Source organism: Empedobacter brevis (assembly GCF_965118635.1).
In the GTDB taxonomy this organism is placed as follows: Bacteria; Bacteroidota; Bacteroidia; order Flavobacteriales; family Weeksellaceae; genus Empedobacter; species Empedobacter brevis_A.
Genome location: NZ_CBCPHV010000002.1, coordinates 336,728 through 354,155, shown reverse-complemented (window position 1 = coordinate 354,155; position 17,428 = coordinate 336,728). Strand labels below are relative to the sequence as shown.

Genomic DNA, 17,428 nt, shown 5'->3' with positions numbered 1-17,428 from the left:
AAATAAAATGAGTAAAGGACCAATCAGTCAGTTTATAGAACATAACTATAGACACTTTAATGCAGCTGCTTTAGTAGATGCGGCAAAAGGATATGAACAGCACTTATTAGAAGGTGGAAAAATGTTAATTTCTTTGGGTGGAGCTATGTCTACTGCTGAATTAGGAATTTCATTAGCTGAAATGATTCGTCAAGATAAAGTACATATTATTTCTTGTACAGGAGCGAATTTAGAAGAAGATGTAATGAATTTAGTTGCGCATTCTCATTATAAAAGAATTCCAAATTATCGCGATTTAACTCCAGAACAAGAACGCGAATTATTAGATACACACTTCAACCGTGTTACAGATACTTGTATTCCAGAAGAGGAAGCTTTCCGTCGTTTACAAGAGCATTTGGAACATGTTTGGCATGCTGCAGAAGAAAAAGGTGAGCGTTATTTACCACACGAATTCTTATATCAAGTTGTAAATTCTCGTGTTTTAGAACAATATTATGAAATTGATCCTAAAGATTCTTGGATTGTAGCAGCTGCAGAGAAAAATTTACCTATCGTTTGTCCAGGTTGGGAAGATTCTACAACAGGAAATATTTTTGCTTCTAACGTAATCAAAGGTAATTTAAAAGCTTCTACAGTAAAATCTGGAATTGAATACATGATTTACTTAACAGAATGGTATCGTGCAAATTCTGATGGTAAAGGTGTAGGTTTCTTCCAAGTTGCTGGTGGTATCTCTGGAGATTTCCCAATTTGTGTTGTGCCAATGATGTATCAAGATTTAGAATGGACAGATGTTCCTTTCTGGGCATATTTCTGTCAAATCTCTGATTCTACAACATCTTACGGATCTTATTCGGGAGCTGTTCCAAATGAGAAAATTACTTGGGGTAAATTAGATGTTGATACTCCAAAATACATGATTGAATCTGATGCAACTATTGTTGCTCCATTGATTTTCAATTACATTTTAGGAAACTAATTAGAATATATTAAGCATAAAAAAAACCACTTCATTGAAGTGGTTTTTTTTATGCTATATTGTTTCGGTAATTATTCTTTTATAACTTCTCCAGCTTTTCTATGTGTAAATTTTCCATAGATATGTCTTCTAGCAAAACGGCTTGGAGAATCAGAATTTACCATTTTAATGTACGTATTTTTAGGAACACCGAAATATTCATAATGATTTCCATCTAAATGCTCTACTTTCAAAATTTGTTCATCCATATAAAAGTCATGAATGTTAGATTTTGTCGTTGTAGTTGTGTATTCTGCTTTATTTTTTTCGTGTGTTTCAGGATTTATACTTACTAAAAAGTGGTAAGCTTCGATCACAACTTTACTTTTTTCTTCAGCTTCTAGTTTACCTGCTTCGTCATTGATAAATTTATCAGGATGCGCATCTTTCATCGTATTTCTGTAAATTGTTTTCAACTCTTTTAGAGTTACATTTTTATCAACTCCAAGTAATTTTCTGTGTTCTACAACGCTTTTCATAATATAATCCTTTTTTCGGAATGCAAAAGTACGCATTATAAATCACGAATTACATTTAATATCAATAACTTTTGTTAAGAATTTGATAAATAATTTTCTTTTTGTTGAGAATTTGATATTCAGTCACAATATTATCCATCTTTACATCAATTCTTTTTATCTATTTGTTCGTTTAGAATAAAGTAAATTTTCTAGAATAATTTTGTATTTTTAAGCAAGCTAGCAATAAACTAAAAACATATGAATCTGAAAGATGTTCCTGAATTGAAAATCGCTATTTTAGATCTTCCATCTAAAGAAAAAGATAGACTTCTTTTACGTCTTATTAATAAAGATAAAACCTTAGTAGAACATTTACATTTTCAATTATTAGAAGATGAAAGTGATTTGCGAGAGAGAATAAAAATAATTCAAGATAAGATTGATTTTCAGTTTAATGAATCAAATAACTTAATCAATCAGATTAATATAAATAGAAGTCATCATCAATTGTTGTTAACGCTTAAAACTTTAAGTGGAATCGTAAATTATCATACAAAAATCACAAGAGACAAAGTATCAGAATTTGATTTGAGAAAAGATATAATTCTAGAATCTTTCGATCGTTATCCTTATCTTTTTGAAACTTATACAACAGGTACTAATGCAGAAAGATTGTACAAATATCAATTAGGTAGACTGAAATTGATTCAATCACTTTTTGACAAATTTCATGATGATCTAAAGTATGATTACGAAAACGATATTGAAAAAATTAACAATTTTTTAAAGAAAACACCTATTTCTTTTCATCTTGGGTAAATAGGATAATGTTCTCTATTCCTTCATAATAATACATCTATTTTCTTCCTAAAGTATTTATTATAAGTGGTTTTTGGTCTGTTTTTTGTTATCGTTTAAAACGATGAATTAACAAATTATTAATTTAATTTATTGTTAAATATCGAAAAAATTATAGTTAGTTCTGTTTAAACCGAACTAACTGTTTTATATTTGCCTCGTTTTGCAGACATACACATTATGAATATAACAAATCAAGCATGTAATTCTGATCTATTTTGTTGTTTTAGTGTGTTTTTAGAGAAGACATATAAGTTTCCTCCATTAACAGCTAAGTTACAAACTTATATGATTTTAGAATCCAATGATGAAGGTTTTACCTTCGAGGAACTTCTTGAAGTTTTTAAGGTAAGTAAAAGCTCTTTATCAAGTTCGATCAATTACTTACTATCGATGAAACATATCGAATATATAAATAAGATTAATTCTAAAAAAAGATATTTTAGATTAAATTTTAACCATTTGATAGAGAAATTAGAGTTTCTATATGAAATGATTTCTCAAGATATAGGATACACGAACCGAATAAAAGAATATAAAATAGCCAATAATACACTTTCTAAAAATGTTGATCATAGAGTCGTTGACATCTATTTGGAGCATCTTAATCAAACAAAAGTGATATTAGAAGATACAATACAAAAAATCAATAAAATACAACTAGAAAATAAGTAAAAATAATATGAAAAACGTTAACGTTATAATGGTGGGTGCTTTGGCAATGGCTTTGACTTCTTGTGGAAAGAAAGATGCTGCTGCTCAACAAGCACAAGGTCCAACACCTTATCCGGTAGTTGATGTACCTACGAAAGTGGTGAATAGTTATGATGAATATCCTGCAAGTATAGAAGGTATTGTGAATAATGATGTCCGTGCAAAAATACAAGGTTACATTACAGAAGTTTATGTAGACGAAGGGCAATATGTACAAGCTGGACAGCCTTTATTTAAGTTAGAAACAAATGTTTTAACTCAAAATGCTGATGCATTAAAATCTGGTGTTGGTGCAGCACAAGCAAATGTAAAAGCCGCACAAGCAAATGTAAGTGCAGCTCAAGCATCAGTGCAAGCAGCTCAGGTTGAAGTGGATAAACTAACTCCGCTAGTACAGAAAAACATTATTAGTAATGTGCAATTAGAAACTGCAAAAGCTAATTTAGCGAAAGCGCAAGCAAGTTATAATCAAGCTGTTGCTGCTAAATCTCAAGCACAAGCAGGAGTTACACAAGCGCAAGCTAACTTTAAAGGAGCACAAGCTAATGTAGATTATTCTGTTGTTCGTGCACCTATTAGCGGTGTAATCGGATCAATTACTTCTCGTCAAGGAACATTAGTAGGTCCTACTGATCAAATTCCAATTACGACTGTTTCAAACACAAGTAGAGTATTTGCTTATTTTTCAATGAATGAAAAAGAATACTTAGATTTTATTTCAAAATCTGAAGGAACTACATTAAAAGAAAAATTGAATAAAATTCCACCAGTTGAATTAATATTAGCGAATGGAGATGCTTATCCTGAAAAAGGAAAAATACAAACTGTTACAGGTCAAATAAACCCTACAACAGGAACTATTGATTTCCGAGTTATTTTCAGTAATCAAGCTAAAATTTTAGCAAATGGAAACTCTGGGCGAATTCGAGTACCAAAAACTTTTGTTGATGTTTTAGTGGTACCAGAAGCTGCAACATTTGAACAACAAGGATTAACTTATGTTTACAAAGTAACAAAAGATACTGCTTATGCAACTCCAATTACAGTATTAGAAAGAGCAAATAATATGGCAGTTGTTAAAGATGGAGTTAAAAAAGGTGACAAAGTTGTTGCACAGGGTGTAGGAAAATTACGTGATAAATCAGCTATCAAACCAGAACCAGCTAATTTTGATAAAATCGTAGAATCAACAAAAACTGTATTCTAAATTTTAAATAGATATGTTAAAGACATTTATTGAAAGACCCGTATTATCTACGGTAATTTCTATTATTATATTAATATTGGGTATATTGGGGATTGTATCTCTTCCAGTTACTCAATATCCAGATATTGCGCCCGCAACTGTTAAAATTGCAGCTTCTTATCCAGGAGCCAATGCAAAAACAGTAATGGAGTCCGTAATTATTCCTATTGAGGAACAAGTAAATGGAGTAGAAGGAATGGATTATATATCTTCAACTTCTTCCAATGATGGATCTGCATCTATCGATGTTGTTTTTAAACCAGGTATTGATGGAGATATTGCACAAGTAAACGTTCAAAATCGTGTGGCTAGAGCTACACCATTGTTGCCTTCTGAAGTAACTCGCTCAGGTGTTGTTACACAGAAACAACAAACTTCTGCTTTGATGTTTGCTTCTTTAAATTCAACAAATCCAAAGTATGACGAGATTTTTCTTCAAAACTATTTAAATATTAACATTATTCCAGAGTTAAAGCGTGTTGGAGGAGTTGGAGACGCAACTGTTTTTGGAGCAATGACTTATTCGATGCGTATTTGGTTGAATCCTTCTCGTATGGCTAGTTATGGTTTAGTTCCGGCTGAAGTCTCTGCTGCTTTATCTCAAGAATCTCTTGAAGCTGCTGCGGGTTCTTTAGGACAAAACTCTGGACAATCGTTCCAATACACAATTACATATTCTGGTCGTTATAAAACAGAAGATCAGTATCGTAATATTGTTATTAAAGCTTTACCAAACGGTCAAGTTTTAAGATTAAAAGATGTTGCAGATATAGAATTCGGAGCACAATCTTATGCAGCACGTGCTGCTATGAATGGTAATCCTTCTGCTGTATTTGCTGTTTATCAAACACCTGGATCTAATGCTCAAGAAATTATTGTAAACTTAAGAGCTGAGTTGGAAAAAGCTTCTAAATTATTACCAGAAGGAGTTTCTTATACAATCTTGATGGATACAAACACATTCTTAGATGCGTCTATTTCTAAAGTTGTTCATACAATGATAGAAGCGTTCATTTTAGTGTTTATTGTTGTTTATATATTCTTACAAGATTTCCGCTCAACATTAGTACCATTAATTGCTGTACCAGTATCGATTATTGGAACATTCTTCTTCCTTAATTTGGCAGGATTCTCGTTAAACTTATTAACGTTATTTGCCTTAGTTCTCGCCATTGGTATTGTGGTGGATGATGCAATTGTGGTAGTAGAAGCTGTGCATGCACGAATGGAAACGCATCACGAGGCGCCTATGGATGCAACGAAAAATGCCATGGACGAAATTTCTGGAGCGATTATCTCTATTACATTAGTTATGTGTGCGGTTTTCATTCCAGTAACCTTTATCTCAGGTCCTACAGGAGTATTCTATAAGCAATTTGGTATTACGTTAATCGTTGCCATCTTAATTTCTGCATTAAATGCCTTGACTTTATCACCTGCATTATGTGCATTATTCTTGAAACCTCATCAAGAAGGAGAGCAAAAAAGAAACTTTGTACAAAGATTTTTTGATGCTTTCAATGCTGCATTTAATAGTATGACGCATAAATATGGTAATTCATTCAAGTTTTTAGTTAAGCATAAATGGGTTTCATTCTTACTGATTATAGCAAGTTCTTTAGGGATTTGGGGAATTGGAAAAGTGATGCCAACAGGTTTCGTACCAACTGAGGATAACGGATTTATTATTGGTAATATTGAATTACCAGCCGGTGCTTCTATGGACCGTGTATATGAAGTTGAAAAACAATTTCAAGATAAAATTAAAAATATCAAAGGACTTGATAAAGCAACAATTATCTCAGGTAACTCTATTATTTCTGGTGCTGGTTCTAACTATGGTATGATGTTTATTAAATTAAAACCATTTGAGGAACGTACAACGGATGAACTTTCAGTACAATCAATTATTGGTCAATTGTTTGCTGCGGCAGCTCAGCTACCTGATGCACAAATGATTTTCTTCCAACCACCATCAATTCCAGGTTTCGGTATATCTTCTGGTTTTGAATTGAAATTATTAGATAAAACAGGTGGAGATATTAATGATTTTGATAAAATAGCGAAAGAATACATTGGGGCATTAATGCAACGTCCAGAAATTTTATATGCTCAAACTTCTTTGAATACAAGTTTCCCTCAATATGAAATAGATATTAATATTGAAAGAGCAAAACAATCGGGTGTTTCTGTAAGTTCTATTTTTTCAACTTTACAAGGATATATTGGAGGACTATATGCAGCTGACTTTACTCGTTTTGGTAAACAATACCGTGTGTATATTCAGGCTTTACCAGAAGATCGTATAAACGAAACAAGTTTAGATAAAATGTTTGTAAAAACGAATTCGGGATTAATGACGCCTATTTCACAATTTGTAACCTTAAATCGTGTATATGGACCTAACTCTGTTGATCGTTTTAATTTATTTACATCAGCTAATATTAATGGTGCTCCAAAACCAGGGTTCTCTACAGGAGATGCGATTGCAGCAATTAATCAAGTTTCTGAACAAACATTGTCAACATCATATGGTACTGACTTTACAGGTCTAACAAGAGAAGAGATTAATTCAGGTTCTCAAACTGTAATGATTTTTGCTTTATGTATCATTTTCGTGTATTTCATTTTATCAGCTCAATATGAATCTTATATTTTACCATTCTCAGTATTATTATCTGTTCCATGTGGTATGATGGGAGCATATCTATCTCAATGGTTAGCTGGATTAGAAAATAACATCTATTTCCAAATTGCCTTGATTATGTTAGTTGGTTTATTGGCCAAAAATGCCATTCTGATTGTAGAGTTCGCTTTACAAAGACGTGTACATGGAATGTCAATTGTGCAAGCTGCTGTAGATGGAGCTAAGGCTCGTTTACGTCCAATTTTGATGACATCTTTTGCATTTATTTTAGGATTGATGCCATTAGTATTCGCTACTGGAGTATCATCTGCTGGTAACCGTTCAGTTGCAACAGGAGCAGCATTTGGTTTATTAGTAGGTACAATTTTAGGTGTATTTGTTATTCCTGTATTGTTTGTTGTTTTCCAAACATTACAAGAAAAAGTTAAGCCAGTTAAATTTGATCGACCTCAAGAAGAAATTGAACATAATAATTCAATCTAAAAATGAAAAAGTACAAAATATTTAATATTACTTTAATCGCAGCTGGTTTGTTTGCTGTACAATCTTGTTTCGTAGCAAAAGATTATCATCGTCCTGAAGCAGTTCTAAATGAAGCTAATTTCAGAACAGATGTGATTGCAAAAGACAGTGCAAGTATCGCTACTGTTTCTTGGAAACAAATTTTTACAGATACTCAATTACAAGCTTTGATTAATCAAGGTTTACAAAATAATTTAGATATACGTTCAGCGCTGCAAAATATTGCAGTTGCTGAAGCGTATGCTAAGCAAGGAAAAGCAGGTTATTTACCAACGTTATCTTTTGGACCAAAATATACATTTACAGAAAACTCACTTAATACACAATTTGGTGCATTGATTCAAAAAAGAGGTCAAAGTCAATATGAAGTTTCTGGAAATTTAAGCTGGGAAGCAGATATTTGGGGTAAAATCAGAAGTAATCAACGTGCTTCTGCTGCAACTTATTTGCAAACCATAGAAGCTCACAAAGCTGTTAAAACTCAAATTGTTGCTTCTATTGCAAATGCATATTACAACTTATTAGCGTTAGATGAGCAAAAGAGAATCTTAGATAAAACATTAATCAACCGCGAGCAAAGCCTAGAAACAACGAAAGCTTTAAAAGAAGCTGGAAATGTAACTGAGGTTGCAGTTAACCAAACAGAAGCTCAATTATTTAATGTAAAATCATTATTAGTTGATGTTGAAAACGGTATTAAACTGAACGAAAATGTAATGAGTGTTCTTTTAGGAACAAATCCTCAATCAATTAATCGTACAAATATTGCTTCTCAACGCATTAATGAAAAATTATCTGTTGGTGTTCCAGCTCAATTATTGGAAAATCGTCCCGATATAAAAGCTGCAGAATTTGGATTGATAAATGCTTTTGAAAATGTAAATATTGCGAATGCTAGTTTTTATCCTTCTTTAACGATTTCTGCAACAGGAGGTGTTCAGGGGATTGACATTGATAAATTGTTTAACGCGCAATCTTTATTTGCTACAGTTATTGGAGGTTTAACGCAGCCTTTATTACAACAACGTAAAATTCGTACTCAAAAAGAGGTTGCTTTAGCTAATCAAGAAAATGCATTGATTAATTACAAAAGCAAAATATTAAATGCAAGTAAAGAGGTTTCTGATGCTTTGTATACGTATGATGCTGCAGTGAAAAAAGCTGAATATAAACAAAAAGAATATCAATTATACAACCAAGCAATTTCTTATTCAGAAGAATTGTTAAACTATGGTATGGCTAATTATTTAGAAGTAATTACAGCCAGAGACAATGGTTTGAATGCTGAGTTGAATGTAGTTGATGCAAAATTATCATCTTTATCATCAATGGTCGAATTATATCGAGCTGTTGGAGGTGGATGGCAATAAGCAAATCTAATCTTAATAAAAAATACCTCTCAATTTTTGAGAGGTATTTTTTATGATTAATCTTAAAATTATTTCTTTAATATTTCATCAAAAAATTCTTGCGAATCATTGTCAAATGTAGGTTTTTGTAACAATAACTGAGATATTTTCACAATCTTATCAAAATCTTGTTGTTTAAAATATTCACCAAAATGTTCATTACAAAAATCACCAATATTTCCTAAAACAATATTTACTTCATCTTCGTTCAATTCACCTTTTTGTTTCCAACGTTCGCGGAACAAGCTCGCAGCTAAATAGGAAGAAATATCAATCAAATCATCAATCGAAATATTAGATCCATTTTGCAATTTTGCCATAATCAATGTATCCATATCACGATAAATCACTTCTCGTATTGTCAAATTTTTATTTTCCATTCTTTGTATTCTTTCGCAAAATTAGAGATTAAAATTTGGATCTACCTGAAATTTCATCAATTCTTTCGTCTTAGGATGTGTAAATTCTAAAGATTCAGCATGTAAATGTAAACGATTCGCTTTAGTTCCATACAAATCATCGCCAATAATTGGCGCATTTAATCCTAAACGATGCGAAGCATGCATACGCAATTGATGTGTACGTCCTGTAATTGGATAAAAATAAATCAACGTTTTATTCTCTTTTCTTCGAATTACTTCATAAATTGTTTGCGCAGTTTTTCCATGTTCATCACAAACCATTTGTCTTGGTCTATCATCTAAATCAACACGCAAAGGCAAATCTATAAAGCCATTATCGTTCTCAATATTTCCATCTAAAAGCGCAACATAACGTTTCTTAACTTGACGTTTGATAAACTGTTGTTGAAGTATTTTATGACTTTCTTTATTCAAAGCCAAAACAAGAATTCCGGAAGTTGACATATCCAAACGATGCACGATAATCGGACCAGTTGCATTAGGAAATTGATGTTTTATTCTGAGATAAACCGAATCTTTAATTTCAATTCCAGGAACAGAAAGAAATTCTTCTGGCTTATTAATCACAACCAAATCATCATCTTGATATAAGATTTCTAATTCCTCGACTTGTGAATTTTGTTTCAAAAGCAAATTTTCATTCAACTCAATTCCTTGTAACATATGACCTAATATTGGTTCACATTTTCCTGTACAAGCAGGATAAAATTGACCATGTTTTCTAACTTCGGATTTAGGAGAATCTCCCCACCAAAATTCTGCCATACAAATTGGTTCTAAATCATTCTGAAAAGCATATTGTAATAATTTAGGCGCAGCGCATTCTCCTGCAGCAGCGGGTGGTTGTTGAAATGATGTTGTAGAAAAAATCTCTAATAATCCTTTTTCTTGCTTAAACCTATTCAAGAACTGATATTGATTAAACAATTGATTTTGAAGTTGATTCGATTTTATTTTTCGTTCTTCTTTTAATGAATTAATTTCAGTTTCGAAAGTATTTATTTTGTTTAATAGAATCTCTTTTTCAGCAGCTAATTTTTCGTTTAACACTCTAAATTCATATTTATCGCGTAAACTTTGTTTGATTAAATCTGCTTCAAAAAATTCAATTTCTTCCTTTGTCATTGTCGAAGAAATCGATTCTCTTTGAACTTTTCTATCTTTTTTATTTGATTTTAAAAGTTGTTTTCCTTCTTCTATTTTCACTTTAGAATTGATTTCAAATTGTTGTAAATCATTCTTAAGTTGAATATAAATCGAGTCAGTTTCCAACGTTTCTAAAATGCGGTTAATTTCATTCAATCGTTCTTCTTGTTCTAAGAAAAAACCGTTCTTGTTCAACATATCAAAAACAGGAGGAACAAAAATCTTATGCTGATTTGTATTAGCTAATTTTCCAGAAACAGCAGCTAAATATCCAATTTCTCCAATATTATTTCGAACAACTAAAACGCCAAACATTTTACCAATTGGAGTAGTGGAGTTGTTATTTTCTAAACCAAAATTATGCTCAAAATCGGTTTGATTTTCCAAATATTCTTGCAACTCTTTGCATGCTTGTTTCGCAATTTCTGTTGGTTCATAATAAAATGGATAATCAAACTTTTTGGGAAGTTCGATTGCTGTAATTGGTTGTTTAAAATATTGAAAGTAATTCGACATCTTTTTCTTTAAAATCGATGCAAAGGTAAATTATAAGTTATAATTTTTGAAACGAATGATTATAAATCAAAAGAAGAGCTTAATTATCAAGCTCTTCTTCGTTAATTTATTGTATCCTTTTTTATAAAATTCGTATTATTTGGGACTTTTCCATATAAATAATCGAGGTATATTTTACTGTAAGAATTGAAAAGTTGAAGCAATTTAAAATAATTAACATCATTCAATTCTATTTTAGTTTCTGTATTGGTTAATGCATTTTCAATGAAATCTCTGATTTTAAATTTTGGAATTTTTAAATCATTTGTAAAATAACTTTCTCCGAAATAATTTTTAATTTTTGTTATTTCATCATATCTATTTTCATAATCGATCAGCGCTTTTCGTTGTTTTGCTTTGCCAGAAAAAACATCATATAGTCGACCGATATCCAATCGTGTTAAAGTAATATCGCCACTAAGCAAACCAGTTTTTAAAGAAGATGTATCTTTTATTGGCTTGATATCAGGATTAACACCAAGACTTTTATAAAGCTTTGTAATCACATCTGTCTTTTTACCATTTTTTACATCTTTTTCTAAAATTCCAGTTAATTTTGGACCAATAAACGCTGTATTCAACTGAATAGTTTGCACAGCCAAATGCACAACAATTGTTTGTTTATTGAACAAATTTGGTCTTAAGATAATTAATCGATTTTCGTACCAATCAGATTGTATTTTCAATGTATCATTTACTTTTGCTTGAATAAGAAAAGTTCCTGTGAAATTAGAAATCGTTGTATGATTTGTTCTCAGATTTGTGACATAAACTCCTTCTGCTGTATCTTCAGAATCGTCAATAATAATGTTTCCCTGAATCCATTTTTCTTGTGCAAAAATGAAATGTGATAATAGCAATATTAGAATGGTAAATAGTGATTTCAATTGTTCGTGCTTAATACGTTTAATTACTTTTACGAAGATAACGCTTAATAAATTAGCATCAATTTAGTTAACGTTTATTGATGAAATTTTAAAAATTCATTAAGAATTATTGCGTTTTATTTTGATTCAATTCATTCAAATAATCTTTCGCATAGGATTCTAAATCAATCATTATTGTACCAAATTGTCTACTTAAAACTTTATCTTGAAGCGGATAACGAGCATTTACATAATATAGAAATTCTTCAATTTTATATTCAGGAATTTCTAATTGTTTTGTATAAAAGTCAATTGGATAATAATTCTTTACTTCTTGAATAAGAGAAAACTTGTTTTCATAATTTCGAACTCTACGTTGATCGCGATAAAATCCGTTCATATGACCAATTAATCTTACAGGATTTAGAACATCTAATGGTTTGAACTTTGCAATATCTCTCTTTGGTTCTAAATCTCGTAAACGCTGATCTAATCCTATTTTGTTGTACAAATCGGTTTTATCATCACGATGATATTTTGGTTGCAAAGGTCCTTTTCCAATAGTTGCTGTTCCCAATTCTATGGTTTCTATATCTAAATGAGCCTGTAAAAAGCCTTTGTTATATATATTTTGATTGACAACAATCTTTCTAGGAATTAAGAAATCTGCTTCAAATAATATTGTATCGCCTATGTTTGCTTGAATTGAATAATAGCCTGAGGAACTTGTGTAAGTTTTACTTTCAGATTTTAGGTTTTCTATGCGTACGTCAGAAACTGCTGTAAAATAACCGTCTCCTTCATCAACAACTACAGATCCTGTAATCAGTTTGTTTTGAGCAAAACCGATAAGAGGAATAGTCGCAAGAATATATGTAAACCAATAACGCATTTTCAAATTTAACCTTTTATTTTTTGTTTCATCTTAGACCATCGATAATTTCTGATAAATTTTTCTTGATCTCGATTCACCATTTTTTTAGTTCCATTAGATTTTGCTTCAAAAAAACCTTTTAAATAATACAGAATATAAGCAGGTTTCTTTTTTCTTAAAGCTAATTTTGTACCAGCAATCAATGTAATCCAAAATCCGTATCCCAAAGCATAATATGCAGTTCCTTGTTTATAAAGTGCCGATTTATTATAACTCGCTCCAGTAGGTTTTAAATGTTTTACATGCAAAGATTCATCTGTTATAACCTTCCAACCATAATATTTGCAAAGCAATTCATCTACAGTGTCCCAACCCATATGCGGACGAAGTCCTCCAATTTTTTCGTAACAATCTTTTCGATAAGCTTTAAAAGCGCCACGAATATGATCTTTATCGGTTAGGTTTTCTAAAATCCATTTCTCATCCTTCTTTATATAAGCAAATCCACCAACCATTGCAATGTTATCATCTTCATTAAAATGATGCAAAATAGTTTCGAAATAGTTAGAAGGAATATCTAAATCTGCATCTAATTTAACAATAATATCATAATTAGGCTGAATGATTTCATACCCTTTTAGAAAAGCTTGAATCACTTTACTTCCAGGTTGATGTTCTCCTTTGGACAAGATATTTCTTAATTTTATAAAAGGATATTTTGTCGCAAATTCTTCTACAATTTGTTGTGTTTTATCTGTTGAATGATCATTCACAACAATCACTTCATAAGGTAAAACTGTTTGATTAACGAGAGAATTTAGCGTGATCGCAATAAATTCTTCCTCGTTATGCGCCGGTATAACAATAGAATATTTAGTAAGCAAAGTCTTTTTTTCGTTCTGCGTAGACAGCATAATATCTTGGTGTAATTCTTCTTAATAAAGGTCTTATTCCTAATTTGTTCGACGGATGTGTCCATTTGTGACGATGGATTACATGCCATCCAGCTTTTTCCATTAACATATCAAATTGCCAATCCTCAAATTCGTGGTAATGTACATCTCGCGCATCATTTTGATTTCTATAAGCAGGCGAGAACCACAAACGCATAGGAATTGAAGCTAATAATTTATCTCCAGGCAAATTGCGCAAAACCTCCATAGGATTTACCAAATGTTCTAATATTTCTAAAGCTGTCACAAAATTAGCATCATAATTTTGTAAATCCTTATAATAGTAGTCTAAATCGTCACCGTTCGTATTATTTACATTATAACCATTTTCTAGCATTACATCTGTAAAAGGATTTTTAACGCCTAAATCAAGAATTTTATCAGAAGGTGAAGCAAACTTTTTTAGTAAAGCTAAGGTTTCATTGTATCTCTTCTGCGGATAAACTTTGTACATTATTTCTATTATTTTCAGAGGATAAATTTAAACATCTATTTTTAATATTGTTCGTTTCTATTTTAAAATTTTTTATTGCAAATTTGCCAGATGAAAACGGCTGTGTATTATCGATTAAGAAATAAAAGTAAGGTAGAAGGTTTTGCAAAAGAAGAAAATGGTGAAACTTTTTTCAAAGGATATAATGAATTTTCTTGGCTCAAAACCCCACTTCAATTTGATACGATAGATATTGGAATACCAGTTTTTGATAAACGCAACCGACGTTTATTTACAAATGATATTGTATTATACAAAATATCTACGAAACCATTTTTACGTACAGGAATTGTTATCTATGAATCAAATAGAAAAGAATTCGGCATTATAGATCAACATACTTTTCATTTCACACCATTTTTTATTGATAATTTGAGTTTATTCAAAAAAGATAAATTAGAAATTATTTCGCATTTATTCACCCAAAAAGAAAAAGCAGAATAATATAATTCGGAAAGATTTTTGATAATTCATTTTCAAATACAATACGAATGAAAAAGTTTATTATCCCAATTATAATTGGTTCAACAATTTTATTATCAACACAGCTAATAAGTTGTACAAATAAAACAGAAACAAACCAAACAAGCACAAATTCAGAAATTGAATCCAATAAAAAAGTTGTACTCGATTTCTACCAACAAATGTTTGGTGATAAAGATTTAACAGCGGTTGACAAGTATATTGCGACAGAATATATACAACACAATCCTGAAGTTGCAGATGGTGCAGCTGCATTTAAAAAAGCTGCAGAAAGTTGGTTTAAAGGAGCTCCAAAAACTAAAATAGATGTTCAACACATTGCTGCAGAAGGTGATTTAGTTTTCTTGCATGTGAAAGATATAAATCCAGATGGTTCCTTAAAATCTGTAATTGATATTTTTCGATTGAAAGATGGAAAAATAGTTGAACATTGGGATGTGCAACAAGATGTTCCGAAAGAAGCTGCGAATGAGCATCCAATGTTTTAGTGAATAATTCAATAGAATTATCGTTTCGCTAGATTTAGATCTTCCTGATCTAAATAAAAAAATAACCATATAGTTGCATAAAATAAGAGCTTTGCCTGTTAAAGAAGATGTAGCTATATGGTTAATATTTTTTTGGAAATTGTCATCATTATAAGTTTTTTGGTTACGGAGAATAAATATAGTAAGTTATTACATATCAAATACAAAAATTGAATTTTCTGTCCGTGTTTGTCCACATTTGTCCACTTCTGTCCATATCTGTCCTTGATAATTTTAAACAACTATAGTAATAAGTTAATTTCAAATCATCTCTAAGCCTTTATTCATAATAGATTGAGTGGAATTATATTTTTGGTTGATTTTTAGTTTGTTCGACCATTGTTCGACCTTCCTTCGAGAACTCTTCGACAAACTACTGGAAAAATGGGGATTTTCTCGAAGAATCTCCGAAGAAAACTCGAACTAAAATAGGAGGAATGTTGTTTTTTTTATAAATTTTCAATAAAGTATATTATAAACAAAATGAATTGATTAGATAAAAAATTATTTCATTTTTTTGATTTAATAACATCGCTTACTTTTGCAAAAAAATATATTTTGTCTTTTCGTTCTCGTTTACAATTATCCAACAAATTAATTTATGTTATAGCCTTAATCGTTAGTATTATTGCTATTATAGCGCTTGTTATTTTGAGTTTTTTGATCAATAATGAGAGCCAAAAAAGTAGTAATGATTTTGTATTAAAAGGATTTTTGCGAAAATCTGAAGCAATAGAATTTGAGTTCAAGAATATAGAAGAATATCAAGAAATTCTCAAAAATGTTGTGAAGAAAAGCAACAGCGATAATTTTGCTGATCATTTTATTGTTTTAAATGAATTAAATTCAAATCGAAAATTAATTAGAAATGATTGGTTTTCAGCATACAATCCGAAAAAAGACAAAATAACAGATAAATCTATTCTTTCAAAAACAATTAATCAAGCTAATCTTAGCGAAATAAATTCTATATATTCTGTTAAAAATCAAAAGATTAATAACTTTTTAGTTGATTATAAAGATACATTATATTGGGTGAATTATGATTCGATTCAATTGGCAGATAACAAAAATATGTATTATGGTTCTACCATAAATTTATATGATTTGTATAAGTTTTTTACAACAATAGATGTTACTTCAACCAATTATGTGTACGTTTTTAATAAAGATGGAATTTGTATTACACATCCAAATGAAGAATTTATTGGGAAAAATATTTTCGATTTTACAGATATTAAAGCAAATGATACGATAACAAGTACAATTAAATCTAAGTTTCCTCAAGACAAATATACATTGAATGAGGCTTCGTCCGAATTTATAAAAGGGTCAGCTATTAAACGATTTATAAAACCTTTGCATACCAAGAATTTTGAAGGTTATATTGTTGTGAATCATCTAAGTTATATCATTGATGAAAAAGTAGAACAAACTAAATTTTATATCAAGTTTATATTTTTAGGAACTGTTTTCTTAATCACGGTTATATTTCTATTATTCAATAAAATAACATCAAAAGCTCATTTGGAAAAAGCATTGGTTGTTGAAGAAAAAAATAGATTGTTAGTAGAAAATGAAAAGATAAAAAATGCCAATACATTAACGCAATTACAACAATTAAAAGATCAGATAAATCCACATTTTTTATTCAATTCGCTCAATTCACTTTACATGTTAATTGGCTTGAATAAAGAGAATGCACAGAAATTTACCATGAATCTTTCTAAAATTTATCGTTATCTTATTGTTCCACCAAATGAAAATATTGTTTTGGTAAAAAAGGAATTAGATTTTATAGAACAATATATGGATTTGCAAAAAAGTAGATTTTCGGAAGAATTAATTTTTGATTTGCAAATTGAGGATTCAAAAAGTTTAGAAAAAAACATTCCATATTTAGCTTTACAAATCGTTGTAGAAAATGCGATAAAACATAATATTGCTACAATCGATCAACCTTTGACGATAAATATTGATGTTAAATCCGATTTTATTATTGTTAAAAATACTTTTCAGAAAAAAAGTAATGTAGTAGAAAATGAAAAGTTTGGTTTGAAATACTTACAAAAAATCTATAAATATTATCAAATCCATAATTTTTTAACCAAAGTAGAAAAGGATGAATTTGTTTGTATTTTACCTTATATAAATTCAAAATATCCATTCACTCCAAAAAATTAACCATTCACTCCAAAAAACTATTATTATAAAAAAACAGCTATTAAGTT

The 17,428-nt window shown here is 30.3% G+C and carries 16 protein-coding genes; 9 read left to right on the top strand and 7 right to left on the bottom strand.

What is annotated here, in order from left to right; all coding sequences use genetic code 11:
• Positions 1-7: 7 nt before the first annotated feature.
• Complete coding sequence (locus ACMHJW_RS04005) at positions 8-982, top strand: deoxyhypusine synthase family protein (RefSeq protein ID WP_413532132.1); 975 nt, start codon at positions 8-10, stop codon at positions 980-982.
• A gap of 71 nt (positions 983-1,053) precedes the next feature.
• Here ACMHJW_RS04005 and ACMHJW_RS04000 read toward each other — a convergent pair whose 3' ends face one another.
• Entirely contained in the window at positions 1,054-1,500 is a 447-nt protein-coding gene (locus ACMHJW_RS04000) for a KTSC domain-containing protein (protein WP_413532131.1), read from the bottom strand.
• 240 nt (positions 1,501-1,740) lie between these two features.
• Between ACMHJW_RS04000 and ACMHJW_RS03995 the strand changes: the two genes are divergently transcribed.
• The 5 genes from ACMHJW_RS03995 (at position 1,741) to ACMHJW_RS03975 (ending at position 8,839) form a co-directional block, all read left to right on the top strand.
• Positions 1,741-2,301: a hypothetical protein gene (locus tag ACMHJW_RS03995; RefSeq protein WP_413532130.1), complete on the top strand. Its 561-nt coding sequence runs from the start codon at positions 1,741-1,743 to the stop codon at positions 2,299-2,301.
• A 219-nt stretch (positions 2,302-2,520) separates the two neighbouring features.
• Positions 2,521-3,015 carry a hypothetical protein gene (locus ACMHJW_RS03990; protein WP_413532129.1) on the top strand — a complete coding sequence of 165 codons (495 nt, stop codon included), beginning with the start codon at positions 2,521-2,523 and terminating at the stop codon, positions 3,013-3,015.
• Positions 3,016-3,022: 7 nt separating this feature from the next.
• Positions 3,023-4,261, top strand: a complete 1,239-nt coding sequence (locus ACMHJW_RS03985; RefSeq protein ID WP_413532128.1) for an efflux RND transporter periplasmic adaptor subunit — start codon at positions 3,023-3,025, stop codon at positions 4,259-4,261.
• A gap of 13 nt (positions 4,262-4,274) precedes the next feature.
• The gene (locus ACMHJW_RS03980) at positions 4,275-7,430 is read left to right on the top strand and encodes an efflux RND transporter permease subunit (RefSeq protein WP_413532127.1); all 3,156 of its coding nucleotides are present in this window, start codon (positions 4,275-4,277) and stop codon (positions 7,428-7,430) included.
• Positions 7,431-7,432: 2 nt separating this feature from the next.
• A complete protein-coding gene (locus ACMHJW_RS03975; RefSeq protein WP_413532126.1) occupies positions 7,433-8,839 on the top strand; it encodes an efflux transporter outer membrane subunit in 1,407 nt (468 codons plus the stop codon).
• A 68-nt stretch (positions 8,840-8,907) separates the two neighbouring features.
• Here the strand turns inward: ACMHJW_RS03975 and ACMHJW_RS03970 are convergent, their stop codons facing one another.
• The 6 genes from ACMHJW_RS03970 to ACMHJW_RS03945 all read right to left on the bottom strand — a co-directional run bounded on the left by ACMHJW_RS03970 (position 8,908) and on the right by ACMHJW_RS03945 (position 14,148).
• A complete protein-coding gene (locus ACMHJW_RS03970) occupies positions 8,908-9,258 on the bottom strand; it encodes a hypothetical protein (protein ID WP_413532125.1) in 351 nt (116 codons plus the stop codon).
• A 21-nt stretch (positions 9,259-9,279) separates the two neighbouring features.
• Complete coding sequence (locus tag ACMHJW_RS03965) at positions 9,280-10,962, bottom strand: RluA family pseudouridine synthase (protein WP_413532124.1); 1,683 nt, start codon at positions 10,960-10,962, stop codon at positions 9,280-9,282.
• A 101-nt stretch (positions 10,963-11,063) separates the two neighbouring features.
• Complete coding sequence (locus ACMHJW_RS03960) at positions 11,064-11,888, bottom strand: hypothetical protein (RefSeq protein WP_413532123.1); 825 nt, start codon at positions 11,886-11,888, stop codon at positions 11,064-11,066.
• Between the two features lie 106 nt (positions 11,889-11,994).
• On the bottom strand, positions 11,995-12,759 hold the full coding sequence (locus tag ACMHJW_RS03955; RefSeq protein WP_413532122.1) for a hypothetical protein: 765 nt from the start codon (positions 12,757-12,759) through the stop codon (positions 11,995-11,997).
• Positions 12,760-12,767: 8 nt separating this feature from the next.
• The gene (locus ACMHJW_RS03950) at positions 12,768-13,655 is read right to left on the bottom strand and encodes a glycosyltransferase (protein ID WP_413532121.1); all 888 of its coding nucleotides are present in this window, start codon (positions 13,653-13,655) and stop codon (positions 12,768-12,770) included.
• Entirely contained in the window at positions 13,615-14,148 is a 534-nt protein-coding gene (locus ACMHJW_RS03945; RefSeq protein WP_413532120.1) for a methyltransferase, read from the bottom strand. The genes ACMHJW_RS03950 and ACMHJW_RS03945 overlap by 41 nt, the downstream gene beginning before the upstream one ends.
• Before the next feature lie 90 nt (positions 14,149-14,238).
• Here ACMHJW_RS03945 and ACMHJW_RS03940 point away from each other — a divergent pair, with 90 nt between their 5' ends.
• The 3 genes from ACMHJW_RS03940 to ACMHJW_RS03930 all read left to right on the top strand — a co-directional run bounded on the left by ACMHJW_RS03940 (position 14,239) and on the right by ACMHJW_RS03930 (position 17,381).
• Positions 14,239-14,631 carry a hypothetical protein gene (locus ACMHJW_RS03940; protein ID WP_413532119.1) on the top strand — a complete coding sequence of 131 codons (393 nt, stop codon included), beginning with the start codon at positions 14,239-14,241 and terminating at the stop codon, positions 14,629-14,631.
• Positions 14,632-14,678: 47 nt separating this feature from the next.
• Positions 14,679-15,158, top strand: a complete 480-nt coding sequence (locus ACMHJW_RS03935; RefSeq protein ID WP_413532118.1) for an ester cyclase — start codon at positions 14,679-14,681, stop codon at positions 15,156-15,158.
• A gap of 597 nt (positions 15,159-15,755) precedes the next feature.
• Positions 15,756-17,381, top strand: a complete 1,626-nt coding sequence (locus ACMHJW_RS03930) for a histidine kinase (RefSeq protein WP_413532117.1) — start codon at positions 15,756-15,758, stop codon at positions 17,379-17,381.
• The last annotated feature ends 47 nt before the right edge of the window (positions 17,382-17,428 follow it).

Bases quoted from the DNA above. Each gene is read 5' to 3' on its own strand.
- ACMHJW_RS04005 (WP_413532132.1), top strand. From the start codon at position 8: ATGAGTAAAGGACCAATCAGTCAGTTTATAGAACATAACTATAGACAC.
- ACMHJW_RS04000 (WP_413532131.1), bottom strand. From the start codon at position 1,500: ATGAAAAGCGTTGTAGAACACAGAAAATTACTTGGAGTTGATAAAAAT.
- ACMHJW_RS03995 (WP_413532130.1), top strand. From the start codon at position 1,741: ATGAATCTGAAAGATGTTCCTGAATTGAAAATCGCTATTTTAGATCTT.
- ACMHJW_RS03990 (WP_413532129.1), top strand. From the start codon at position 2,521: ATGAATATAACAAATCAAGCATGTAATTCTGATCTATTTTGTTGTTTT.
- ACMHJW_RS03985 (WP_413532128.1), top strand. From the start codon at position 3,023: ATGAAAAACGTTAACGTTATAATGGTGGGTGCTTTGGCAATGGCTTTG.
- ACMHJW_RS03980 (WP_413532127.1), top strand. From the start codon at position 4,275: ATGTTAAAGACATTTATTGAAAGACCCGTATTATCTACGGTAATTTCT.
- ACMHJW_RS03975 (WP_413532126.1), top strand. From the start codon at position 7,433: ATGAAAAAGTACAAAATATTTAATATTACTTTAATCGCAGCTGGTTTG.
- ACMHJW_RS03970 (WP_413532125.1), bottom strand. From the start codon at position 9,258: ATGGAAAATAAAAATTTGACAATACGAGAAGTGATTTATCGTGATATG.
- ACMHJW_RS03965 (WP_413532124.1), bottom strand. From the start codon at position 10,962: ATGTCGAATTACTTTCAATATTTTAAACAACCAATTACAGCAATCGAA.
- ACMHJW_RS03955 (WP_413532122.1), bottom strand. From the start codon at position 12,759: ATGCGTTATTGGTTTACATATATTCTTGCGACTATTCCTCTTATCGGT.
- ACMHJW_RS03950 (WP_413532121.1), bottom strand. From the start codon at position 13,655: ATGCTGTCTACGCAGAACGAAAAAAAGACTTTGCTTACTAAATATTCT.
- ACMHJW_RS03945 (WP_413532120.1), bottom strand. From the start codon at position 14,148: ATGTACAAAGTTTATCCGCAGAAGAGATACAATGAAACCTTAGCTTTA.
- ACMHJW_RS03940 (WP_413532119.1), top strand. From the start codon at position 14,239: ATGAAAACGGCTGTGTATTATCGATTAAGAAATAAAAGTAAGGTAGAA.
- ACMHJW_RS03935 (WP_413532118.1), top strand. From the start codon at position 14,679: ATGAAAAAGTTTATTATCCCAATTATAATTGGTTCAACAATTTTATTA.